This window comes from Aeromonas oralensis (genome assembly GCF_049665575.1).
Classification (GTDB): domain Bacteria; phylum Pseudomonadota; class Gammaproteobacteria; order Enterobacterales; family Aeromonadaceae; genus Aeromonas; species Aeromonas hydrophila.
Genome location: NZ_CP187186.1, coordinates 3,740,500 through 3,766,381, shown reverse-complemented (window position 1 = coordinate 3,766,381; position 25,882 = coordinate 3,740,500). Strand labels below are relative to the sequence as shown.

Annotated in this window: 8 protein-coding genes and 3 pseudogenes; 6 read left to right on the top strand and 5 right to left on the bottom strand. The window is 62.2% G+C overall.

Going from position 1 to position 25,882, the window contains the following annotated elements:
• Positions 1-118: 118 nt before the first annotated feature.
• Together galU and ACPDZI_RS17410 are read right to left on the bottom strand one after the other, a co-directional pair.
• Positions 119-1,029, bottom strand: a pseudogene (gene galU / locus ACPDZI_RS17415) (UTP--glucose-1-phosphate uridylyltransferase GalU).
• 94 nt (positions 1,030-1,123) lie between these two features.
• The gene (locus ACPDZI_RS17410) at positions 1,124-1,444 is read right to left on the bottom strand and encodes a ComEA family DNA-binding protein (RefSeq protein ID WP_076362890.1); all 321 of its coding nucleotides are present in this window, start codon (positions 1,442-1,444) and stop codon (positions 1,124-1,126) included.
• A 167-nt stretch (positions 1,445-1,611) separates the two neighbouring features.
• Here ACPDZI_RS17410 and cysQ point away from each other — a divergent pair, with 167 nt between their 5' ends.
• Positions 1,612-2,382: a 3'(2'),5'-bisphosphate nucleotidase CysQ gene (gene cysQ, locus ACPDZI_RS17405; RefSeq protein ID WP_438833547.1), complete on the top strand. Its 771-nt coding sequence runs from the start codon at positions 1,612-1,614 to the stop codon at positions 2,380-2,382.
• Between the two features lie 80 nt (positions 2,383-2,462).
• Here the strand turns inward: cysQ and ACPDZI_RS17400 are convergent, their stop codons facing one another.
• The 3 genes from ACPDZI_RS17400 to ACPDZI_RS17390 form a co-directional block, all read right to left on the bottom strand.
• Positions 2,463-2,759 (bottom strand): YciI family protein, encoded by a 297-nt coding sequence (locus ACPDZI_RS17400; RefSeq protein WP_005309589.1) that lies wholly within the window; start codon positions 2,757-2,759, stop codon positions 2,463-2,465.
• Between the two features lie 25 nt (positions 2,760-2,784).
• A complete protein-coding gene (locus ACPDZI_RS17395; protein WP_438833546.1) occupies positions 2,785-3,336 on the bottom strand; it encodes a septation protein A in 552 nt (183 codons plus the stop codon).
• Positions 3,337-3,440: 104 nt separating this feature from the next.
• Positions 3,441-4,946, bottom strand: coding sequence for an aminotransferase class V-fold PLP-dependent enzyme (locus ACPDZI_RS17390; RefSeq protein ID WP_438833545.1), 1,506 nt, complete (start codon positions 4,944-4,946; stop codon positions 3,441-3,443).
• Between the two features lie 224 nt (positions 4,947-5,170).
• On the opposite strand from ACPDZI_RS17390, the gene trhA reads away from it, so the two are divergent.
• The 5 genes and pseudogenes from trhA to ACPDZI_RS17365 form a co-directional block, all read left to right on the top strand.
• Complete coding sequence (gene trhA, locus ACPDZI_RS17385) at positions 5,171-5,806, top strand: PAQR family membrane homeostasis protein TrhA (RefSeq protein ID WP_438833544.1); 636 nt, start codon at positions 5,171-5,173, stop codon at positions 5,804-5,806.
• Positions 5,807-5,924: 118 nt separating this feature from the next.
• Complete coding sequence (locus ACPDZI_RS17380) at positions 5,925-7,586, top strand: putative transporter (protein WP_011707241.1); 1,662 nt, start codon at positions 5,925-5,927, stop codon at positions 7,584-7,586.
• Between the two features lie 228 nt (positions 7,587-7,814).
• Complete coding sequence (locus ACPDZI_RS17375) at positions 7,815-8,303, top strand: retention module-containing protein (protein WP_438833543.1); 489 nt, start codon at positions 7,815-7,817, stop codon at positions 8,301-8,303.
• Positions 8,300-8,545: pseudogene (locus tag ACPDZI_RS17370) on the top strand (hypothetical protein); the annotation flags it as partial. The gene ACPDZI_RS17375 and the pseudogene ACPDZI_RS17370, both read left to right, overlap by 4 nt.
• A gap of 351 nt (positions 8,546-8,896) precedes the next feature.
• Positions 8,897-25,824 (top strand): annotated as a pseudogene (locus ACPDZI_RS17365) (VCBS domain-containing protein); the annotation flags it as partial.
• Between the last annotated feature and the right edge of the window lie 58 nt (positions 25,825-25,882).

The window sequence follows — 25,882 nt, the reverse complement described above, 5'->3', positions numbered from 1 at the left end:
AATATTATGATTTAGCGATATTTTATCTATCAATGGTTGAATATATGTTTATAAAATGAAAAAGGGCATCGAATGATGCCCAGTGTTTTATTCCATTAATAGGTTAAATATTCAGCTATTACAGCTGCTTGGCAAACTGTTTCAACCAAGTGATAAATTCGCCGTTCAGTTCCGGATGGCGCACTGCATATTCCACGTTGGCTTTCATGTAACCGAACTTGCTGCCGCAGTCGTGGCTGCGCCCTTTCATGAAGTAGGCATTCACCTGCTCCTGTTCCATCAGCATGGCGATGGCATCGGTCAGCTGGATCTCGTCACCGGCACCGGCGGGGGTCTTCTCCAGCAACGGCCAGATGTTGGAAGAGAGCACGTAACGGCCGACCACGGCCAGATTGGAGGGGGCCTCATCACGGGGGGTTTCTCTACGATGGCCTGCATCGGCAGAGACATGCCCTCGCTCAGCGCCTCTCCCTTGATGTCGGCGATGCCGTATTTGTCCACTTCACTCTCGGGGACGGCTTCCACCATGATCTGGCTGATGTGATCCTCTTCGAACATGTGCACCATCTCGGCCAGGTTGTCCTGCTTGAGGTCGCTGGCCACCTCGTCGATCAGCACGTCCGGCAGCAGCACCGCAAACGGGTTGTCGCCGATCAGCGGACGGGCGCAGAGCACCGCGTGTCCCAGACCTTTGGCTTCCCCCTGGCGGACGTGCATGATGGTGACGTCTTTCGGGCAGATGTGTTGCACCTCTTCCAGCAGTTGCCGCTTGACCCGCTTCTCGAGGGTCGCTTCCAGCTCGAAGCTCTTGTCGAAGTGGTTTTCGATGGAGTTCTTGCTCGAGTGGGTGACCAGGATGATCTCCTTGATGCCGGCGGCGATGGCTTCGCGCACCACATACTGGATCAGCGGTTTGTCGACGACGGGCAGCATCTCCTTGGGGATGGCCTTGGTGGCTGGCAGCATGCGGGTGCCCAGACCGGCGACGGGAAGAACGGCTTTGCGTACAACGAGTGGTGTCTTTTTCATGGAGAGAGTCCAGAGATACAAAGTGGGCCCATGATACCCGAAGAAAAATAGGGCAGCCACAGGCTGCCCTTATGATGGAAGGGGTATGGATCGGTTACTTGACGATAATCATGTCCCGATTTGCTTCCAGCGTGGCGGGTCCGATACCGCTCACATCGGCCAGCTGATCCACGGTAGTGAACTTGCCCTGCTTCTCGCGGTAATCGACGATGGCCTGTGCCTTCTTCTCGCCAATGCCCTTGAGCGCAGTCAACTCATTGATACTAGCGGTGTTGAGGTTCACCTTGCCGCTCTCCTTGGCGGCGGTGACCGTGGTTGCCGGCTTGGCAGCAGGCTTGTCGGCGGCCAGCAGAGGCTGGCTGAACAGGGGCAGGCAGCTCAGCAGCAGGGTGGCGGTCAGGGTCTTGTAGTTCATGGCGGCACGTCCTTGTGTGGTTTGGTATGCCTATTGAGAATTAGCCGAGTCGCGCCACTTTTTGTCTGTCATATCTGACACTGTATAAGTCAGAGCAAACGGCTATAAGCTTCCTTTATCCAAACTAGGTACACTGTGCTAACCATTTGACCAGGATGTCTTTTCTTATGTTTTTTCCCGCGATTTCCGAGCTGGAGCCCATCGCCCGCGCCGCCGGTGACGCCATCATGGCCATCTACAGTCAGCCCTTTGCAGTGGAGTACAAGCAGGACGAAAGCCCCTTGACCGCCGCCGACAAGGGGGCGCATGAGGTGATTGTGCAGGCGCTGGCCCGGCTGACGCCCGAGATCCCCGTGCTGTCGGAGGAGTCAGATCCTGAGTTGATGAGCGCACGGCTCGGCTGGTCCCGCTACTGGCTGGTGGACCCGCTGGACGGCACCAAGGAGTTCGTTTCCCGCAACGGCGAGTTCACCGTCAATATCGCCCTGATTGAAGAGGGAGCACCGCGTTGGGGACTGGTCTATGCCCCGGTATTGGACCAGCTCTGGTATGGCGGTAAGGAGCTGGGGGCCTGGCGGGTGGCTGATGGCAAGCGTGAGGCCATCCAGAGCCGACCTCATCAGGAAGGCACGCCCTGGCGGGTGGTAGGCAGTCGCAATCACCTCTCCCAGGCAACCCTGGATTACCTGGCGGACTTTGGTGACATGGCGCGGGGCGAGATTGAGCTGGTCTCCATGGGCAGTTCGCTCAAGTTCTGCGTCATCGCCGAAGGGGGCGCCGAGCTTTACCCGCGCCTCGCACCCACCTGCGAGTGGGATACTGGTGCGGCGCAGGCGGTGCTGGAGGGGGCGGGCGGCAGAGTCAGCCAGCTCGATGGCTCGCCGCTGTGCTACAACAAGCCGGACATCCTCAACCCCTGGTTCGTGGCCAAGGCATAAAACGGGATATCGGGATGCAAAAAGGCCGGACTGGTATGAATTGCCAGTCCGGCCTTTTTCATTTCGCTATTCGCGTTGGGTCAGAAGACTTTCTTGAACGGCTTGATGGTCACCTTGGCATAGACACCGGCCGCCACATAGGGATCGGCATCGGCCCAGGCCTTGGCATCCGCCTGTGAGGCGAACTCGGCGATGACTGTGCTGCCAGTGAAGCCGGCATCGGCCGGATCCTCGGCATCAATGGCCGGGTTGGGGCCGGCGGTGAGCAGTCGCCCTTCATCCTGCAGCGCCTGTAGCCTGGCCAGATGGGCCGGACGAGCCTGCTTGCGCAGCGGCAGGCTGCCCTGAACATCTTCGGAATAGATGAGATACCACATGAGACGATCCTTTTCTTGATGGCAGTTATTTCTTCATTTCATTTTCCTGCTCGGCGGGCAGGTGGCGATAGAGATAGACACCGCTCAACAGGGTGAATACCAGGGTCATGCCGAGCAGGCCAAACACCTTGAAGTTGACCCACATCTCCTGCGGCAGGGTGAAGGCCACATAGAGGTTGAGCAGGCCGCAGACGGTAAAGAAGCCGACCCAGCCGAGATTGACCCGATCCCAGACGGGATCCGGGGCTTGCAGCTCCTTGCCCAGCATCTGCTTGATCAGGTTTTTGCCAAAGCCGTAGCGGCTGATGAGCAGGCCCAGCGCAAACAGGACGTTGATGACGGTGACTTTCCACTTGATGAAGGTGTCGTCGTGGAAGAAGACGGTGAGGCCGCCGAAGAAGCCGACCAGCAGGAAGGTGAACAGCTGCATCTTCTCGACCTTGCGATAGCGGATCCAGCTGTAGGCGAGCTGCAGACCGGTTACCACCACCAGGGCACCGGTCGCCATGTAGATGTCGTAGAACTTGTAGACTGCAAAGAAAACGATAAGAGGAATAAATTCAATAAATTGCTTCATGTCTGGCTCGTCGCCCTCAAAAGTGGACCGCAAAATTTCATTCAGTGTACCTGCCCGATGGGCAACGGCAAATGAATAAGACCGCTCATTCGCCAGCCAGTTCCTCAGCCAAATAGCTGCCTTGCGATCTCGGCGCCCAGCCGCTGCTGATCCGCCAGCAGATCGCGGATGTGGTGCTCTTCAATGAGCGGATTGAGCAGCACGGCCCGCAGCAGGGTGAGCGGCTGGGTGCCGTAGCGACCCACGGCGCGCTGAGTGCGGGAGACAAAACTGTGCCCCTCGGCGCGCTGAGCCTTCTGCAGGGCGATATTGAAGGTATTGACCTGTTCGTTGGCAGCCTCGTCCAGCACCTTGCCCTGCAGATGAGGGGGGATGCAGCGATAGGAGAGCAGGTTCATCACCGGGGCTGACATCAGTTCGAAGGCGGGATCCTGGTCGATAAGGCTGGCCATCAGGCGGGCCCGGTCGTAGTTGGCCTCGATGAGTTCGGCATAACCCTGTTGGCCGAACAGCTGGAAGGCGGCATCCAGATAGAGGGCGTTGGCCGGGCGGGTGCCCTCCAGGGTAAAGCGGCCCTGATCAAAGGAGCTGGCGCGGATGGCGTAGGGGGCCTCCCGCTTGACCGCCATCATCAGGTCCGGCTGGCGGCAGAGCAGCATGCCGGTACCGAGCGGCACCAGCAGTTGCTTGTGGCCATCCAGGGTGACGGTATCGGCTCGTTCGATCCCTGCCAGCAGCGCCTGATAACGGGGCGAGAACAGGGTCGGGCCACCCCAGGCAGCATCCACGTGGAAGTGGATCTGCTCGCGCTCGGCAATGTCCGCCAGCTCAGGCAACGGGTCGATGGAGCCGAAATCGGTGCTGCCGGCCACGCCGACCAGTGCCAGCACCTTGAGCTTCTGCTCCTTGCATTGGGCAAGGGCCTGCTCCAGCGCCGCCATGTCGAGCCGGTTCTGATCGTCGGTGGGAAGGCGCCAGACGCTGCGCGCCCCCAGCCCCAGCAGATCCATCCCCTTGTCGAAGGAGTAGTGCATCAGCCGCGAGCCCAGGATGACGGCGCCGCGATAGCCCTGCTCATAGAGCGCGAACAGGTTGTCGCCGCAGGCGCGGTTGCGGGCCAGCCAAAGGGCGGTGACGTTGGCGATGGTGCCGCCGCTGGTCATGACGCCGAGGGCGGCATCCTTGGCATGCATCTGGGTGTCATAGAAGAGATCGTCGGCGCGATAGATGAGGCGGTGCAGTTTGGCCAGCACCTCCCGTTCCAGAAAGCTGAGCAGACGGGAGGACTCCATCTTCATCGGGTTCTGGTTGAGCATCACCACCAGGCGGGACAACTCGGCAGTGAAGGCCGGTAACGGGGCCGTCATATGGCCCATGTAGCGTGGCGAGGTAAGGTGAGATGCGCCAGGCACCAGGGTGGCCAGGCGGGCCAGATAGTCATCGATGGTGATGCCGGTGGCCGGCATGCGGGATTGATCGAGCTGGTGGGTGAACTGGTCGCGCTGGTAGGGAGCCTGACTGTCATCCGAGTGGTGGAAGGTCTCCAGCAGATCCGTCATGGCCTGGCCGAAGGCCGGATCCGGTAGTGCAAACAGTTCAGTCAACTTCATCAGGTTCTCCAGACCGGGTTGCCAGGGAGTCACTGGGGGGTGAGCAAGCGCGGTGGCAACAGCTACGTGGGCATCGGCCGCAGAGCATACACCAAAGGCCAGCGGGTGACAGCCATGCGTACCTCCTCAACACATGGCAAACGGCATGAAAATCACTTTAAGCTAACACTTGTACTCTGAAATGACGGCAGCTAGAGTGAGCGCAGTTTGGGCAGGAGTATGCAATGAGCAGTGTGACGGATTATTCGCCCCGCGAGGAGCTGGCCAACCGCCTCAGCCACGGCCTGGGGCTGGTGCTGGGGATCCTGGGGTTGGTGTTGTTGTTGAACAAGGGCTGGGCGCAGGGCCCTCAGGCGCTGGTCAGTTACAGCCTCTATGGTGGCAGCCTGGTGCTGCTCTATCTGGCCTCGACCCTCTACCACAGCATGGTGGAAGGGCCGGCCAGACGTTGGTGCAAGGTATTCGACCACTGCGCCATCTATCTGCTGATCGCCGGTACTTATACCCCTTTCCTGCTGGTGGCGCTCGACACGCCATTGGCACAGGGGTTGATGGTGGTGATCTGGGGGTTGGCGTTGGCGGGGGTGGTGTTCAAGCTACTCTTCATCAACCGCTTCAAGAAGCTGTCGCTGTTTACCTATCTGATGCTGGGCTGGCTGTCGTTGCTGGTGGTCTATCAGCTTTATATCCATCTGGAGGGGGAAGGCTTGCTGCTGCTCGGGCTGGGTGGTCTCATCTACAGCCTGGGGGTGATCTTCTATGTGGCCAAACGTATCCCCTACAACCACGCTATCTGGCATCTGTTCGTGCTGGGGGGCAGCATTTGTCACTTTATGGCCATTTATGGTTACGTCGCATAACTAGCCCTTAATTGGTATTTTTTGCTGTTCAAAAGGATAAATTCGTGCGGTATCACACAGTTGGCCGCGGCGTTTGCTGACAAGCTAGGGACAGTTCAATTCGCAAAGGATGCACGAAATGAGTGATATCGCGCTTTCCATCAGCATGTTGTCGCTGGTGGCAGTGCTGGGGCTCTGGCTGGGGAACTGGCGGGTCTATGGCGTTGGTCTCGGGATCGGAGGGGTGCTGTTCGGCGGCATCATAGTGGGCCACTTCGCCGGCCTCTCGGGGCTGGCGCTGGATGAGCAAACCCTGCACTTCATTCAGGAGTTCGGCCTGATCCTGTTTGTCTACACCATCGGCATTCAGGTCGGCCCCGGCTTCTTCTCCTCCCTGCGCAGCTCCGGCCTCAAGCTCAACGGCTTCGCCGCCCTGCTGGTTCTGCTTGGTTGCGCCGTGGCGGCCGCCCTGCATCAGCTGTTCGACGTGCCGCTGCCGGTGATCCTGGGGGTCTTCTCCGGCGCCGTGACCAACACCCCGTCTCTCGGTGCCGGCCAGCAGATCCTGGCGGAGCTGGGCGCCGCGCCCGGTTCCACCGGCCTGATGGGGATGGGCTATGCGGTCGCCTATCCGTTCGGCATCTGTGGCATCTTGTTGACCATGTGGCTGATCCGTATGTTCTTTCGCATCAAGATCGACGAAGAAGCCGCCCAGTTTGAACAACAGGCCGGCAAGACCAAGGAGAGTCTGCAGACCATCAACATCGCAGTGCGCAACCCCAACATCCACGGTCTGATGCTGAGCGAGATCCCGAGTCTCGATGAGGCAGACGTCATCTGCTCGCGCCTCAAGCGCGGCGATGAGCTGATGGTGCCGCGGCCGGATTCGCGTATCGAACTGGGCGACCTGCTGCACCTGGTGGGTGAGCGGCACGCCCTGCGCAAGGTGCTGCTGGTGCTGGGTGAGGAGGTTGAGACCTCGCTCTCCACTCGCGGCACCGATCTGCGGGTGGAGCGGGTAGTGGTGACCAACGAGCAGGTGCTCGGCAAGAAGATCCGCGATCTCGACATCAAGCAGAAATATGACGTGGTGATCTCGCGCCTAAACCGGGCCGGTATCGAGCTGGTGCCGACCAGCCAGACCAGCTTGCAGTTCGGTGACATCCTCAACCTGGTGGGGCGGCTCGATGCCATCGAGGCGGTCACCAATGTGGTGGGCAACGTGCAGCAGAAACTGCAGCAGGTGCAGATGCTGCCGGTGTTCATCGGCATCGGCCTTGGCGTGCTGCTCGGCTCCATCCCCTTCTACCTGCCCGGGTTCCCGGCGGCGCTCAAGTTGGGTTTGGCGGGCGGCCCGCTGGTGGTGGCGCTGATCCTGTCGCGCATCGGCAGCATCGGCAAGCTCTACTGGTTCATGCCCCCCAGCGCCAACCTGGCGCTGCGGGAGATCGGCATAGTGCTGTTTCTGGCGGTGGTGGGCTTCAAGTCCGGTGCCGGCTTCATCGATACCCTGATCAACGGCGATGGTCCGGCCTGGATGATGTATGGGGTGGCGATCACCCTGATCCCGCTGCTGGTGGTCGGTGTGCTGGCCCGTCTGTATGGCAAGATGAACTACCTCACCCTGTGCGGCTTGCTGGCCGGTTCCATGACGGATCCTCCCGCCCTGGCATTTGCCAACGGCATGCACCCCACCAGTGGTGCCAGTGCCCTGTCTTACGCGACCGTCTATCCGTTGGTGATGTTCCTTCGCATCATCTCACCCCAGTTGCTGGCCATCCTGCTGTGGGCTGGCGCCTGATATGAAGCCCTTGACGGGGGCACTTGCAGTGCCCCCGTCATCAAAATGCAAAACATTGATCATCTTGGTTTTATTTTCCATTCCCGCCGTTATTGATCCTTCTGTTTAACCGACCGTTACAGCGTCAAATCAGTCTATCCATTCGAATTTTCTAACTGGTTTCCGGCGCCATTCACGGGCACATTAGACGGTGGAATATTGCATGCCAATAGAGATTCAGGAGAGAACATGAGCAGCCACAATATCGCATTGGATCAGGACGTCGTCGTTACCCAGTTGAAAGGCAAGGTTTACCTGGTGGCCGCTGATGGCAGCCAGAAGCAGCTCGCCGAAGGCGATATCCTGCCCAAGGATGCGGTGTTGATCACTCCTGAAGGCGCCAGCTTCAAAGGCGGCAACCAGACTTTCACCCTGAGCCCGACCAACGAGCAGCAGGTTGAGGATGAAACGTCTCAAGAGCCGCAGCTTGCCCAGAATGTGCCGTCTGGCAATCCCAATGACATCGCGGCCCTGCAGCAGGCCATCCTGGGTGGCGCTGACCCGACCAAGGCATTTGAAGCATCTGCCGCAGGTGGGGCGCCTGCCGCCGGTGGTGGTGGCATTGGTGGCGTGGCTGGCGCCAGTGGCAACGGTGGTTTCGTTACCATCGATCGTACCGGTGATGCCACCATAGCAGCGGCGGTTTTGATACAGCCAACCAGACCGATGCTGGCGTGACTGCTGATGCACTGCCGGGTGAAGAGAACCGCCTGATTGATCTCGTCCCGCCGGTGATCACCGTCTCCGCACCTGACAATACCAACGACACGACGCCGACCATCACCGGAACCACGGATGCCGCCGCAGGCAGTACCGTGACCCTGCTGGTGACCGATGCCAATGGCAACCAGCAAACCCTGATCACCACCGTCAATCCGGATGGCACCTTCAGCGTGGATGTCACCACTCCGCTGGTTGATGGCTCCTACACAGTGACGGCCAGCGTCACCGATCCTGCCGGCAACACCGGCACCGCGACCGATGACGGCAGCGTGGACAGTACCGCGCCCTCGGCGCCGCAAGTGGAAATCCAGGACGGCGCGGACAATGTCATCTCCGCCAATGAGCGCGAAAACGGGGTGGATGTCATCATCCGGCTGCCGGGCGATGCCAAGGCCGGCGATCGTCTCGATGTGGACTGGAACGGTGATGGCGTGCCTGACTCCAGCAGAATTCTGACGACTGACGATATCGGCCGTACCCAGGTCACCCTGACCATCCCCACTACGGATCTGCCAGTCAACGGCCCCATCACGGTAGATGCCACCCTGACCGACCCGGTGGGCAACACTTCGCCCAAGGGGACCGACAACAGCGTGGTGAATGCCGCGCCCCTGCCGGGGGACGACCAGTTCACCGTGGCGGAGGACGGCACCGTCACCATCAATGTGCTTGGCAACGACACAGATGTGGATGGTGATCGCCTCACCATTACCGCCATCAACGGCCAGACCATTGCCGAAGGCGGCACGGTAGCGATCAGCAATGGTTCCGTCACCCTGAGCAATGGCCAGCTGATCTTCACGCCGGCTCCGGATTTCAATGGCAACATCGCGTTTGAATACACCATCACCGATGGCCTAAACAGCGCAACCGGCGGCGTAACCGGGACTGTTACGCCGGTCAACGACGCGGCCGTTATTACCGGCACCGACACCGGTGGTGTGACCGAAGATGAAAGCACTCCGCAGCTGATCGAGACCGGCACCCTGACCGTCACCGACGTGGACGGTGCCGACGAGGCCAAGTTTGTGGCCGGCAACGGTGCCCCGAGTGCAGACGCACTGGGCAGCCTGACCATCACCGAAGGCGGCGCCTGGACCTACAACGTCGACAACAGCAAGGTGCAGTACCTGGGCGAGGGCGAGACCAAGGTCGAGACCTTCACCGTGGCCTCGGTCGATGGCACCACCCACACCGTCACCATCACCATCACCGGCGTCAACGATGCCGCGGTGATCACCGGTAGCGACACCGGTGGTGTGACCGAAGATGAAAGCACGCCGCTGCTGACCGAGACCGGCACCCTGAGCGTGACCGACGTGGACGGCGCCGATGAGGCCAAGTTTGTGGCCGGCAACGGTGCCCCGAGTGCGGACGCACTGGGCAGCCTGACCATCACCGAAGGCGGTGCCTGGACCTACAACGTCGACAACAGCAAGGTGCAGTACCTGGGCGAGGGCGAGACCAAGGTCGAGACCTTCACCGTGGCCTCGGTCGATGGCACCACCCACACCGTCACCATCACCATCACCGGCGTCAACGATGCCGCGGTGATCACCGGTAGCGACACCGGTGGTGTGACCGAAGATGAAAGCACGCCGCTGCTGACCGAGACCGGCACCCTGAGCGTGACCGACGTGGACGGCGCCGATGAGGCCAAGTTTGTGGCCGGCAACGGTGCCCCGAGTGCGGACGCACTGGGCAGCCTGACCATCACCGAAGGCGGTGCCTGGACCTACAACGTCGACAACAGCAAGGTGCAGTACCTGGGCGAGGGCGAGACCAAGGTCGAGACCTTTGTGGTCAAGTCCGTGGACGGCACCGAGCACACCGTCACCATCACCATCACTGGCGTCAACGATGCCGCGGTGATCACCGGTAGCGACACCGGTGGTGTGACCGAAGATGAAAGCACGCCGCTGCTGACCGAGACCGGCACCCTGACCGTCACCGACGTGGACGGCGCCGACGAGGCCAAGTTCGTGGCCGGCAACGGTGCTCCGAGTGCGGACGCACTGGGCAGCCTGACCATCACCGAAGGCGGTGCCTGGAGCTACAACGTCGACAACAGCAAGGTGCAGTACCTGGGCGAGGGCGAGACCAAGGTCGAGACCTTCACCGTGGCCTCGGTCGATGGCACCACCCACACCGTCACCATCACCATCACCGGCGTGAACGATGCCGCGGTCATTACTGGTAGCGACACCGGTGGTGTGACCGAAGATGAAAGCACGCCGCTGCTGACCGAGACCGGCACCCTGAGCGTGACCGACGTGGACGGCGCCGACGAGGCCAAGTTTGTGGCCGGCAACGGTGCCCCGAGTGCGGACGCACTGGGCAGCCTGACCATCACCGAAGGCGGTGCCTGGACCTACAACGTCGACAACAGCAAGGTGCAGTACCTGGGCGAGGGCGAGACCAAGGTCGAGACCTTTGTGGTCAAGTCCGTGGACGGCACCGAGCACACCGTCACCATCACCATCACTGGCGTCAACGATGCCGCGGTGATCACCGGTAGCGACACCGGTGGTGTGACCGAAGATGAAAGCACGCCGCTGCTGACCGAGACCGGCACCCTGACCGTCACCGACGTGGACGGCGCCGACGAGGCCAAGTTCGTGGCCGGCAACGGTGCTCCGAGTGCGGACGCACTGGGCAGCCTGACCATCACCGAAGGCGGTGCCTGGACCTACAACGTCGACAACAGCAAGGTGCAGTACCTGGGCGAGGGCGAGACCAAGGTCGAGACCTTCACCGTGGCCTCGGTCGATGGCACCACCCACACCGTCACCATCACCATCACCGGCGTGAACGATGCCGCGGTCATTACTGGTAGCGACACCGGTGGTGTGACCGAAGATGAAAGCACGCCGCTGCTGACCGAGACCGGCACCCTGAGCGTGACCGACGTGGACGGCGCCGACGAGGCCAAGTTTGTGGCCGGCAACGGTGCCCCGAGTGCGGACGCACTGGGCAGCCTGACCATCACCGAAGGCGGCGCCTGGACCTACAACGTCGACAACAGCAAGGTGCAGTACCTGGGCGAGGGCGAGACCAAGGTCGAGACCTTTGTGGTCAAGTCCGTGGACGGCACCGAGCACACCGTCACCATCACCATCACCGGCGTCAACGATGCCGCGGTGATCACCGGTAGCGACACCGGTGGTGTGACCGAAGATGAAAGCACGCCGCTGCTGACCGAGACCGGCACCCTGAGCGTGACCGACGTGGATGGCGCCGACGAGGCCAAGTTCGTGGCCGGCAACGGCACTCCGAGTGCGGACGCACTGGGCAGCCTGACCATCACCGAAGGCGGCGCCTGGACCTACAACGTCGACAACAGCAAGGTGCAGTACCTGGGCGAAGGCGAGACCAAGGTCGAGACCTTCACCGTGGCCTCGGTCGATGGGACTACCCACACCGTCACCATCACCATCACTGGCGTGAACGATGCCGCGGTCATTACCGGTAACGATACTGGCGCGGTCACCGAAGACGAGGCCAACCCGACGCTGACCGAGATCGGCACCCTGACCGTCACCGACGTGGATGGCGCCGACGAGGCCAAGTTTGTGGCCGGCAACGGTGCCCCGAGTGCAGACGCACTGGGCAGCCTGACCATCACCGAAGGCGGCGCCTGGACCTACAACGTCGACAACAGCAAGGTGCAGTACCTGGGCGAGGGCGAGACCAAGGTCGAGACCTTTGTGGTCAAGTCCGTGGACGGCACCGAGCACACCGTCACCATCACCATCACCGGCGTCAACGATGCCGCGGTGATCACCGGTAGCGACACCGGTGGTGTGACCGAAGATGAAAGCACGCCGCTGCTGACCGAGACCGGCACCCTGAGCGTGACCGACGTGGATGGCGCCGACGAGGCCAAGTTCGTGGCCGGCAACGGCACTCCGAGTGCGGACGCACTGGGCAGCCTGACCATCACCGAAGGCGGCGCCTGGACCTACAACGTCGACAACAGCAAGGTGCAGTACCTGGGCGAAGGCGAGACCAAGGTCGAGACCTTCACCGTGGCCTCGGTCGATGGGACTACCCACACCGTCACCATCACCATCACTGGCGTGAACGATGCCGCGGTCATTACCGGTAACGATACTGGCGCGGTCACCGAAGACGAGGCCAACCCGACGCTGACCGAGATCGGCACCCTGACCGTCACCGACGTGGATGGCGCCGACGAGGCCAAGTTTGTGGCCGGCAACGGTGCCCCGAGTGCAGACGCACTGGGCAGCCTGACCATCACCGAAGGCGGCGCCTGGACCTACAACGTCGACAACAGCAAGGTGCAGTACCTGGGCGAGGGCGAGACCAAGGTCGAGACCTTTGTGGTCAAGTCCGTGGACGGCACCGAGCACACCGTCACCATCACCATCACCGGCGTCAACGATGCCGCGGTGATCACCGGTAGCGACACCGGTGGTGTGACCGAAGATGAAAGCACGCCGCTGCTGACCGAGACCGGCACCCTGAGCGTGACCGACGTGGACGGCGCCGACGAGGCCAAGTTTGTGGCCGGCAACGGTGCCCCGAGTGCGGACGCACTGGGCAGCCTGACCATCACCGAAGGCGGTGCCTGGACTTACAACGTCGACAACAGCAAGGTGCAGTACCTGGGCGAAGGTGAGACCAAGGTCGAGACCTTCACCGTGGCCTCGGTCGATGGCACCACCCACACCGTCACCATCACCATCACCGGCGTCAACGATGCCGCGGTCATTACCGGTAGCGACACCGGCGGCGTGACCGAAGATGAAAGCACGCCGCTGCTGACCGAGACCGGCACCCTGACCGTCACCGACGTGGACGGCGCCGATGAGGCCAAGTTTGTGGCCGGCAACGGTGCCCCGAGTGCGGACGCACTGGGCAGCCTGACCATCACCGAAGGCGGCGCCTGGACCTACAACGTCGACAACAGCAAGGTGCAGTACCTGGGCGAGGGTGAGACCAAGGTCGAGACCTTTGTGGTCAAGTCCGTGGACGGCACCGAGCACACCGTCACCATCACCATCACCGGCGTCAACGATGCCGCGGTGATCACCGGTAGCGACACCGGTGGTGTGACCGAAGATGAAAGCACGCCGCTGCTGACCGAGACCGGCACCCTGAGCGTGACCGACGTGGACGGCGCCGACGAGGCCAAGTTTGTGGCCGGCAACGGTGCCCCGAGTGCGGACGCACTGGGCAGCCTGACCATCACCGAAGGCGGCGCCTGGACCTACAACGTCGACAACAGCAAGGTGCAGTACCTGGGCGAGGGTGAGACCAAGGTCGAGACCTTCACCGTGGCCTCGGTCGATGGCACCACCCACACCGTCACCATCACCATCACTGGCGTGAACGACTCTGCCGTGATCGGCGGTACTGACAGCGGTGCGGTGACCGAAGACGAGACCAACCCGACGCTGACCGAGACCGGTACCCTGACCGTCACCGACGTGGACGGGGCCGATGAGGCCAAGTTTGTGGCCGGCAACGGTGCCCCGAGTGCGGGCGCACTGGGCAGCCTGACCATCACCGAAGGCGGCGCCTGGACCTACAACGTCGACAACAGCAAGGTGCAGTATCTGGGCGAGGGCGAGACCAAGGTCGAGACCTTCACCGTGGCCTCGGTCGATGGCACCACCCACACCGTCACCATCACCATCACTGGCGTGAACGACTCTGCCGTGATCGGTGGTACTGACAGCGGTGCAGTCACCGAAGACGAAACCAACCCGACCCTGACCGAGACCGGCACCCTGACCGTCACCGACGTGGACGGCGCCGACGAGGCCAAGTTCGTGGCCGGCAACGGTGCTCCGAGTGCGGACGCACTGGGCAGCCTGACCATCACCGAAGGCGGTGCCTGGAGCTACAACGTCGACAACAGCAAGGTGCAGTACCTGGGCGAGGGCGAGACCAAGGTCGAGACCTTCACCGTGGCCTCGGTCGATGGCACCACCCACACCGTCACCATCACCATCACCGGCGTGAACGATGCCGCGGTCATTACTGGTAGCGACACCGGTGGTGTGACCGAAGATGAAAGCACGCCGCTGCTGACCGAGACCGGCACCCTGAGCGTGACCGACGTGGACGGCGCCGACGAGGCCAAGTTTGTGGCCGGCAACGGTGCCCCGAGTGCGGACGCACTGGGCAGCCTGACCATCACCGAAGGCGGTGCCTGGACCTACAACGTCGACAACAGCAAGGTGCAGTACCTGGGCGAGGGCGAGACCAAGGTCGAGACCTTTGTGGTCAAGTCCGTGGACGGCACCGAGCACACCGTCACCATCACCATCACTGGCGTCAACGATGCCGCGGTGATCACCGGTAGCGACACCGGTGGTGTGACCGAAGATGAAAGCACGCCGCTGCTGACCGAGACCGGCACCCTGACCGTCACCGACGTGGACGGCGCCGACGAGGCCAAGTTCGTGGCCGGCAACGGTGCTCCGAGTGCGGACGCACTGGGCAGCCTGACCATCACCGAAGGCGGTGCCTGGACCTACAACGTCGACAACAGCAAGGTGCAGTACCTGGGCGAGGGCGAGACCAAGGTCGAGACCTTCACCGTGGCCTCGGTCGATGGCACCACCCACACCGTCACCATCACCATCACCGGCGTGAACGATGCCGCGGTCATTACTGGTAGCGACACCGGTGGTGTGACCGAAGATGAAAGCACGCCGCTGCTGACCGAGACCGGCACCCTGAGCGTGACCGACGTGGACGGCGCCGACGAGGCCAAGTTTGTGGCCGGCAACGGTGCCCCGAGTGCGGACGCACTGGGCAGCCTGACCATCACCGAAGGCGGCGCCTGGACCTACAACGTCGACAACAGCAAGGTGCAGTACCTGGGCGAGGGCGAGACCAAGGTCGAGACCTTTGTGGTCAAGTCCGTGGACGGCACCGAGCACACCGTCACCATCACCATCACCGGCGTCAACGATGCCGCGGTGATCACCGGTAGCGACACCGGTGGTGTGACCGAAGATGAAAGCACGCCGCTGCTGACCGAGACCGGCACCCTGAGCGTGACCGACGTGGATGGCGCCGACGAGGCCAAGTTCGTGGCCGGCAACGGCACTCCGAGTGCGGACGCACTGGGCAGCCTGACCATCACCGAAGGCGGCGCCTGGACCTACAACGTCGACAACAGCAAGGTGCAGTACCTGGGCGAAGGCGAGACCAAGGTCGAGACCTTTGTGGTCAAGTCCGTGGACGGCACCGAGCACACCGTCACCATCACCATCACCGGCGTCAACGATGCCGCGGTGATCACCGGTAGCGACACCGGTGGTGTGACCGAAGATGAAAGCACGCCGCTGCTGACCGAGACCGGCACCCTGAGCGTGACCGACGTGGACGGCGCCGACGAGGCCAAGTTTGTGGCCGGCAACGGCACCCCGAGTGCGGGCGCACTGGGCAGCCTGACCATTACCGAAGGCGGTGCCTGGACCTACAACGTCGACAACAGCAAGGTGCAGTACCTGGGCGAGGGTGAGACCAAGGTCGAGACCTTCACCGTGGCCTCGGTCGATGGCACCACCCACACCGTCACCATCACCATCACTGGCGTGAACGACTCTGCCGTGATCGGCGGTACTGACAGCGGTGCGGTGACCGAAGACGAGACCAACCCGACGCTGACCGAGACCGGTACCCTGACCGTCACCGACGTGGACGGTGCCGATGAGGCCAAGTTTGTGGCCGGCAACGGTGCCCCGAGTGCGGACGCACTGGGCAGCCTGACCATCACCGAAGGCGGCGCCTGGACCTACAACGTCGACAACAGCAAGGTGCAGTATCTGGGCGAGGGCGAGACCAAGGTCGAGACCTTTGTGGTCAAGTCCGTGGACGGCACCGAGCACACCGTCACCATCACCATCACTGGCGTGAACGATGCCGCGGTGATCACCGGTAGCGACACCGGTGGTGTCACCGAAGATGAAAGCACGCCGCTGCTGACCGAGACCGGCACCCTGAGCGTCACCGACGTGGATGGCGCCGACGAGGCCAAGTTTGTGGCCGGCAACGGTGCCCCGAGTGCGGACGCACTGGGCAGCCTGACCATCACCGAAGGCGGCGCCTGGACCTACAACGTCGACAACAGCAAGGTGCAGTACCTGGGCGAGGGCGAGACCAAGGTCGAGACCTTCACCGTGGCCTCGGTCGATGGGACTACCCACACCGTCACCATCACCATCACCGGCGTCAACGATGCCGCGGTGATCACCGGTAGCGACACCGGTGGTGTCACCGAAGACGAGGCCAACCCGAGGCTGACCGAGACCGGCACCCTGAGCGTCACCGACGTGGACGGTGCCGACGAGGCCAAGTTTGTGGCCGGCAACGGTGCCCCGAGTGCAGACGCACTGGGCAGCCTGACCATCACCGAAGGCGGCGCCTGGACCTACAACGTCGACAACAGCAAGGTGCAGTACCTGGGCGAGGGCGAGACCAAGGTCGAGACCTTTGTGGTCAAGTCCGTGGACGGCACCGAGCACACCGTCACCATCACCATCACTGGCGTGAACGATGCCGCGGTGATCACCGGTAGCGACACCGGTGGTGTGACCGAAGACGAGGCCAACCCGCTGCTGACCGAGACCGGCACCCTGAGCGTCACCGACGTGGACGGCGCCGACGAGGCCAAGTTTGTGGCCGGCAACGGTGCCCCGAGTGCAGACGCACTGGGCAGCCTGACCATCACCGAAGGCGGCGCCTGGACCTACAACGTCGACAACAGCAAGGTGCAGTACCTGGGCGAGGGCGAGACCAAGGTCGAGACCTTTGTGGTCAAGTCCGTGGACGGCACCGAGCACACCGTCACCATCACCATCACCGGCGTCAACGATGCCGCGGTGATCACCGGTAGCGACACCGGTGGTGTCACCGAAGACGAGGCCAACCCGACGCTGACCGAGACCGGCACCCTGACCGTCACCGACGTGGACGGTGCCGACGAGGCCAAGTTTGTGGCCGGCAACGGTGCCCCGAGTGCAGACGCACTGGGCAGCCTGACCATCACCGAAGGCGGCGCCTGGACCTACAACGTCGACAACAGCAAGGTGCAGTACCTGGGCGAGGGTGAGACCAAGGTCGAGACCTTTGTGGTCAAGTCCGTGGACGGCACCGAGCACACCGTCACCATCACCATCACTGGCGTGAACGATGCCGCGGTGATCACCGGTAGCGACACCGGTGGTGTCACCGAAGATGAAAGCACGCCGCTGCTGACCGAGACCGGCACCCTGAGCGTGACCGACGTGGACGGCGCCGACGAGGCCAAGTTTGTGGCCGGCAACGGTGCCCCGAGTGCGGACGCACTGGGCAGCCTGACCATCACCGAAGGCGGCGCCTGGACCTACAACGTCGACAACAGCAAGGTGCAGTACCTGGGCGAGGGCGAGACCAAGGTCGAGACCTTCACCGTGGCCTCGGTCGATGGGACTACCCACACCGTCACCATCACCATCACCGGCGTCAACGATGCCGCGGTGATCACCGGTAGCGACACCGGTGGTGTGACCGAAGATGAAAGCACGCCGCTGCTGACCGAGACCGGCACCCTGAGCGTCACCGACGTGGACGGCGCCGACGAGGCCAAGTTTGTGGCCGGCAACGGTGCTCCGAGTGCAGACGCGCTGGGCAGCCTGACCATCACCGAAGGCGGCGCCTGGACCTACAACGTCGACAACAGCAAGGTGCAGTACCTGGGCGAGGGCGAGACCAAGGTCGAGACCTTTGTGGTCAAGTCCGTGGACGGCACCGAGCACACCGTCACCATCACCATCACTGGCGTGAACGATGCCGCGGTGATCACCGGTAGCGACACCGGTGGTGTCACCGAAGATGAAAGCACGCCGCTGCTGACCGAGACCGGCACCCTGAGCGTCACCGACGTGGATGGCGCCGACGAGGCCAAGTTTGTGGCCGGCAACGGTGCCCCGAGTGCGGACGCACTGGGCAGCCTGACCATCACCGAAGGCGGTGCCTGGAGCTACAACGTCGACAACAGCAAGGTGCAGTACCTGGGCCTGGGCGAGACCAAGGTCGAGACCTTCACCGTGGCCTCGGTCGATGGCACCACCCACACCGTCACCATCACCATCACTGGCGTGAATGATGGCGCCGTGGTGGCGGGGGATGACCTGGGGGCAGTGACCGAAGATCTGAACGTGGTGGGTGGCAAGCTGAGCGACAGCGGCGTGCTGACCATCAGCGATGCGGACCAGGGTCAGGCCAAGTTTGTGGCCGGCAACGGCACCCCGAGCGTGGGTGCACTGGGCAGCCTCTCCATCACCGAAGGCGGCGCCTGGACCTACAACGTCGACAACAGCAAGGTGCAGTACCTGGGCCTGGGCGAGACCCGGGTCGAGAGCTTCACCGTCAAGAGTGTCGATGGCACCACTCACACCGTCACCATCACCATCACTGGCGTGAACGATGGCGCCGTGGTGGCGGGGGATGACCTGGGGGCAGTGACCGAAGATCTGAACGTGGTGGGTGGCAAGCTGAGCGACAGCGGCGTGCTGACCATCAGCGATGCGGATCAGGGTCAGGCCAAGTTTGTGGCCGGCAACGGCACCCCGAGCGTGGGTGCACTGGGCAGCCTCTCCATCACCGAGACCGGTACCTGGAGCTACAACGTCGACAACAGCAAGGTGCAGTACCTGGGCCTGGGCGAGACCAAGGTCGAGACCTTCACCGTGGCCTCGGTCGATGGGACTACCCACACCGTCACCATCACCATCACTGGCGTGAATGATGGCGCCGTGGTGGCGGGGGATGACCTGGGGGCAGTGACCGAAGATCTGAACGTGGTGGGTGGCAAGCTGAGCGACAGCGGCGTGCTGACCATCAGCGATGCGGACCAGGGTCAGGCCAAGTTTGTGGCCGGCAACGGCACCCCGAGCGTGGGTGCACTGGGCAGCCTCTCCATCACCGAGACCGGTACCTGGAGCTACAACGTCGACAACAGCAAGGTGCAGTATCTGGGCCTGGGCGAGACCCGGGTCGAGAGCTTCACCGTCAAGAGTGTCGATGGCACCACTCACACCGTCACCATCACCATCACTGGCGTGAACGATGGCGCCGTGGTGGCGGGGGATGACCTGGGGGCAGTGACCGAAGATCTGAACGTGGTGGGTGGCAAGCTGAGCGACAGCGGCGTGCTGACCATCAGCGATGCGGATCAGGGTCAGGCCAAGTTTGTGGCCGGCAACGGCACCCCGAGCGTGGGTGCACTGGGCAGCCTCTCCATCACCGAGACCGGTACCTGGAGCTACAACGTCGACAACAGCAAGGTGCAGTACCTGGGCCTGGGCGAGACCCGGGTCGAGAGCTTCACCGTCAAGAGTGTCGATGGCACCACCCACACCGTCACCATCACCATCACTGGCGTGAACGATGGCGCCGTGGTGGCGGGGGATGACCTGGGGGCAGTGACCGAAGATCTGAACGTGGTGGGTGGCAAGCTGAGCGACAGCGGCGTGCTGACCATCAGCGATGCGGACCAGGGTCAGGCCAAGTTTGTGGCCGGCAACGGCACCCCGAGCGTGGGTGCACTGGGCAGCCTCTCCATCACCGAGACCGGTACCTGGAGCTACAACGTCGACAACAGCAAGGTGCAGTACCTGGGCCTGGGCGAGACCCGGGTCGAGAGCTTCACCGTGGCCTCGGTCGATGGCACCACCCACACCGTCACCATCACCATCACTGGCGTGAACGATGGCGCCGTGGTGGCGGGGGATGACCTGGGGGCAGTGACCGAAGATCTGAACGTGGTGGGTGGCAAGCTGAGCGACAGCGGCGTGCTGACCATCAGCGATGCGGACCAGGGTCAGGCCAAGTTTGTGGCCGGCAACGGCACTCCGAGCGTGGGTGCACTGGGCAGCCTCTCCATCACCGAGACCGGTACCTGGAGCTACAACGTCGACAACAGCAAGGTGCAGTACCTGGGCCTGGGCGAGACCCGGGTCGAGAGCTTCACCGTGGCCTCGGTCGATGGCACCACCCACACCGTCACCATCACCATCACTGGCGTGAACGATGGCGCTGTGGTGGCGGGGGATGACCTGGGGGCAGTGACCGAAGATCTGAACGTGGTGGGTGGCAAGCTGAGCGACAGCGGCGTGCTGACCATCAGCGATGCGGACCAGGGTCAGGCCAAGTTTGTGGCCGGCAACGGCACCCCGAGCGTGGGTGCACTGGGCAGCCTCTCCATCACCGAGACCGGTACCTGGAGCTACAACGTCGACAACAGCAAGGTGCAGTACCTGGGCCTGGGCGAGACCCGGGTCGAGAGCTTCACCGTGGCCTCGGTCGATGGCACCACCCACACCGTCACCATCACCATCACCGGCGTGAACGATGGCGCTGTGGTGGCGGGGGATGACCTGGGGGCAGTGACCGAAGATCTGAACGTGGTGGGTGGCAAGCTGAGCGACAGCGGCGTGCTGACCATCAGCGATGCGGACCAGGGTCAGGCCAAGTTTGTGGCCGGCAACGGCACCCCGAGCGTGGGTGCACTGGGCAGCCTCTCCATCACCGAGACCGGTACCTGGAGCTACAACGTCGACAACAGCAAGGTGCAGTATCTGGGCCTGGGCGAGACCCGTATTGAAACCTTCACCGTCAAGAGTGTGGATGGCACCAGCCATACCGTCTCGGTCACCATCACCGGCACCAACGATGCACCGACCCTGAGTATCGACAAGGGGGCCGTGGTCTCCGAAGAGGGGCTTGCCGGCGGCATTGCCGATACGGCAGGCAGCAGCGATACCACCGACAGCGTGGCCGCCAGCGGCAAGATCACGGTCGGCGATGTCGACAGCCAGGATACGCTTACCATCAGCCTGAACGGGCCTGCTGGCCTGACGGCTGGCGGTGCCGCGGTGCAGTGGAGCTGGAATGCCGCCACCAAGGTATTGACCGGTTATACCGGTACACCGGGCGGCGCCGACTACAAGGCGGTCATGGATGTGAAACTGACTGCTCCCGCTGGCAACGGCAAGGGCGACTGGAGTTATGACGTGACGCTCAAGGCTCCGCTTGATCATCCGGTCAAGGGCAGTGAAGACGTACTCAACTTCCAGATCGGTGTGACCGTATCGGATGGCAAGACCACCACCACCGGCAGTCTGCCTATCTCGGTCGAGGATGACTCGCCGGTGGCCGGTGACATGGCGGCCGTCTCCGTCATCAAGACCAACATCCCGGATACCCTGACCGGTCTGTTTGATCTGACCAAGTACAGTGGCAGCAACCAGACGACCCTGAACGTGAGCGGCTTCAGCATCACGGCGCTGGGCTTTACCTCGTCGACCAACTCGACCCTGATCACCGCCAATGTCAATGGTTCCAGCGCCGGTCTGGGGGTTTCCAGTGTCGGCTCACCGAACCACAACCTCGCCAACGAGGTGGACTTCCGCCACTTTGCAAACGGTACTTCTGCTTCCGAGCAGCTGATCGTCAAGCTGGATGCGGGCAAGGTGGCCTATGGCGCCAACATCAAGTTCAGCCAGATGTTCGGTGGCGAGCTGGAGAGTGGCGTGGTCGAGTTCTACCGTGGTGGCGTGCTGATCGGTACCCAGACCTTCAGCTCCAACGCGGCGGGTGGCGACTATGCCGGCAACTTCCAGGTGCAGCAGGGTGGCTTCGATACCATGGTCATCAAGGCCACCAACAATGGTAACGGCCTCTATGCCGACAACAGCGACTTCACCGTGAAGAGCATCGAGTTCCTCGGTGCCACCACGGCACCGGCCATCGCCTACGGTTCCGGCACGGTCACCCCGCAGTGGGGCGCCGACGGCAAGGGCTACATGCAGTTGGTCGGTTCTACCGAGACCGGGCTGACCACGGCGACTGGCAAGCTGATCACAACTACGATGGAATCGGCCAATACTCTGGTCGGCAAGGCCAGCGATGGCACCCTGGTGTTCCGTCTGGAATTTACTCCAGCCACCGGCAAGTGGGAGTTCTTCCAGTATCAGAACATGTCCAAGCCGCTGGGGGATGGCGACATCGACTTCCAGATCAAGGTGGTGGATGGCGACGGCGACTACAGCCTGGGCTCTTTCGCAACCAAGCCGCTGTTTACGCCTATCGTACAGTCGGTCTCCAGCGAGAGTGCGGCCGAAGGCGGCAACCTGCTGCACACGGTGACGCTCTCTGATGCGACCCAGGAAGCGACCCAGTATGACTTCGGCATCAAGGGCAGCGGTACCAACCCGGCTTCCAGCCTTGACTGGGGTACTGCCCAGTTCAGCAACGGTGTGACCTACAACAGCACCACCGGCAAGATCACAGTGCCGGCCGGGGTGTCGGGCTTTACCGTGACCATCCCGACGGTGGACGATCGTCTGGTCGAAGCGAATGAGACCCTGACGGTGACCGTGGGTGGTCAGAACGGCATCGGTACCATCATCGACAACGATCGTGCGCCTGTGACTACGGGTGGCTACAGTGCCGGCAAGGAAGACACGCCGCTGGTGCTGAAGTGGGCCCAGTTTGGTGCCAGCGATGATCAGGCCGCCTCTGACCTGAGCGTACAGATCAACAGCCTGCCGCTGAACGGCAAGCTGGAGTACCTGAACGCAGCCGGCCAGTGGATCGCGGTGAAGGTGGGGGATCTTGTCTCCTACGCCGATATCGACAGCGGCCACCTGCGCTTCGTGCCAGGCCTCAACGAATCGAGCACCAATGCCAGCAACGGCAATGGCGTCGTGACCGGCAACCTGCAGGGCGATTACGCCAGCTTTGGTTACCAGATCAGCGACGGCGCCAACCTGAGCAACAGCGGCAAGCTGGTGATCGATATCACGGCGGTTGCGGACAAGCCGGTGGTCGACATCAGCCTGACGGGTAACGGCATTCCGCTTTATACCCAGTACCCATCGTCCGGCATCTCCACCGGGGCGTTCCAGAGCGGCAACTTCAACAAGGGCAACTTTGGCATCACCAGCAGCTTTACCGACAGCACCACGACCCAGGACAGCGTGGTGGGGACCAGCGGCAACGACTACATCGTCAGCGTGAAGGGGGCGGTGATTACTTTGTCGGCGGTGCCGGCAATGATGTTCTGGTCGGCGGCAACTCGGTCTCCGGCGATACCCTCGATGGCGGCACCGGCAACGACATCCTGGTGGCCGGACTGGGTGGCGATACCCTGTATGGTGGCGCCGGTACCGACCTGGCCGTACTGATGGGCTCGCGTGCCAACTATGTCATCGAGCGCAGAAGCGACGGCGGTTTCAACTTCCTGGTGAAGGAGAACGGCGTCACCATCAGCAAGTCGCTCTACGACATCGAGCTGGTGCAGTTTGATGACGGCGTCTACCAGTTCAACCAGACCGACGGTACCCTGACGGCGGTACAGCCGAGCGTGGTGGATTACCCGCTCGAGATCAGCGCTTCCCTGACCGACCGGGATGGCAGCGAGCAGTTCGACAGCCTGGTGCTGACCGGCATGCCGACGGGGTCGACTCTGTATCAGGGTTCCACCGTGCTCGGCACCGTGGGAGCCGATGGCAAGCTGACGCTGACCGGTCTGTGGAACCAGAGCGCGCTGGACGTCAAACTGACCGGTCTGACCCTGCGGGTACCGGGCAGCAGTGCCGGCCAGTTCGACCTGAAGGTAGAAGCCATTGCCAAGGAAGTGGCGACCGATCAGACCAGCAGTGCATCGGATCAGGATTCGATCCGCATGAGCTACTTCCTTTCCACCGAAGGGGAACCTGGCGATCAGAACCGTACCTATGGCAGCGAGCACAATATCGTGGTCGGGGATCTGGATGGCAGCGTGGTATTGCCGGGCCAGAACTACAACATCGCCTTCATGGTCGACAGCTCGGGCAGTATCGGTACCAGCGCCATGAACACCATCAAGAGCCAGCTGGCACAGGTGTTCTCCAGCCTCAAGGCGAGCGCCGGGACCGATGGGGCCGGGACGGTCAACATCTTCCTGGTAGACTTCGACACCATGGCCAACAAGTCGGTCAGCGTGAACCTGAAGGACAGCAACGCCCTGAGCCAGCTGCAAGCCATTCTCGACAGCATGGATGGCAGCTCCAGCAACGGTGGCGGCACCAACTACGAGGATGTGTTCAAGACCACGGCCAACTGGTTCAACAGTTCGACCGTACAGAACAACACCAATGCCAAGAACCTGACCTACTTCATTACTGATGGTCAGCCGACCTTCTATCTGGATAACGAGGGTTATGACCCCATGATCCGAGATCGTGCTGGCACAGTGAACGATGTTTACCTGAGCAATGTCATCGGTACTAGTTACACCTATGGCCAAACATACTCAGTGAATGGTCGGACGGTGGTTAACGGTAACGGTGTAGTTTATGACTACAGCGGCAACCAGATTGGCTATATGAGACCAGATGGCACCGGGCGCTATGTCTATGCAACTTTGGCGGGCACAGGTAATTCCACCAGTAGTATCACTATCGCCAACTCGGTTGCCGGCTTTGCCTTGCTGACGGGCATGGGGGTCACGGTGGAAGCGATCGGACTGGGGGCCAACATCTCCTACAACGATCTCAAGTCCTACGACTCTGACGGCGTCATCATGACCGGTGTCAACGCCAGCGACCTGGCCAACGCCATCCTGGGTACCTCGGTGAACAACCTGCCGGGCCGCGACCGGATCGACGGCGGCGCCGGTGACGACATCCTGTTCGGGGATGCCATCCACTTCGCTGGCATCAACGGTGAAGGCTACGCGGCCATCAAGCAGTATGTGGCCGGCAAGCTGAGTGTGGGTTCGGTGACCGATGCCCAGGTCCATGACTACATCACGGACCACGCCAGCGAGTTCGACCAGTCCTCCAGCAACGACAAGGCTGACGAGCTGATTGGCGGCGATGGCAACGACATCCTGTTCGGTCAGGGTGGCGATGACTTCCTGTTCGGTGGGGCCGGCAACGACATCCTGTTCGGTGGTGCCGGCAACGACACCCTGTACGGCGAGAGCGGCAACGATACCCTGTACGGCGGCAGCGGCAACGACACCCTGTACGGCGGTAGTGGTGACGATACCCTGAGCGGTGGGCTGGGCAATGACATCCTGGTCGGCGGGCTTGGCAATGACATCCTCAAGGGGGATGGCGGCGCCGATACCTTCACCTGGCTGCAGGGCGACACCGCTGCGGGCAGCGTGGCCAAGGATTACGTGGTCGACTTCTCCAAGGCGGAAGGTGACAAGCTGGATCTGAGCGACCTGCTGGATCACGACGGTTCTCGCAACCAGAACGATCTGAAGAGCCTGCTCTCTGTCTTCCAGGACAGCGAAGGGGTTCACCTGCAGGTCAAGGAGAGCAGCGCCGCCCCCGTGACCCAGGAGATAGTGCTGATGAACCACACGTTCGACAGCCTCACCGGCAGCACGTCGGCCACCTCGTCCCAGGTGATCGACTACATGCTGAACAACAACATGCTGGATATCGACAAGTAATCCGGTCGACCCCAGGCAAAAAGCGGCAGATTCATCTGCCGCTTTTTTTATGTCATAC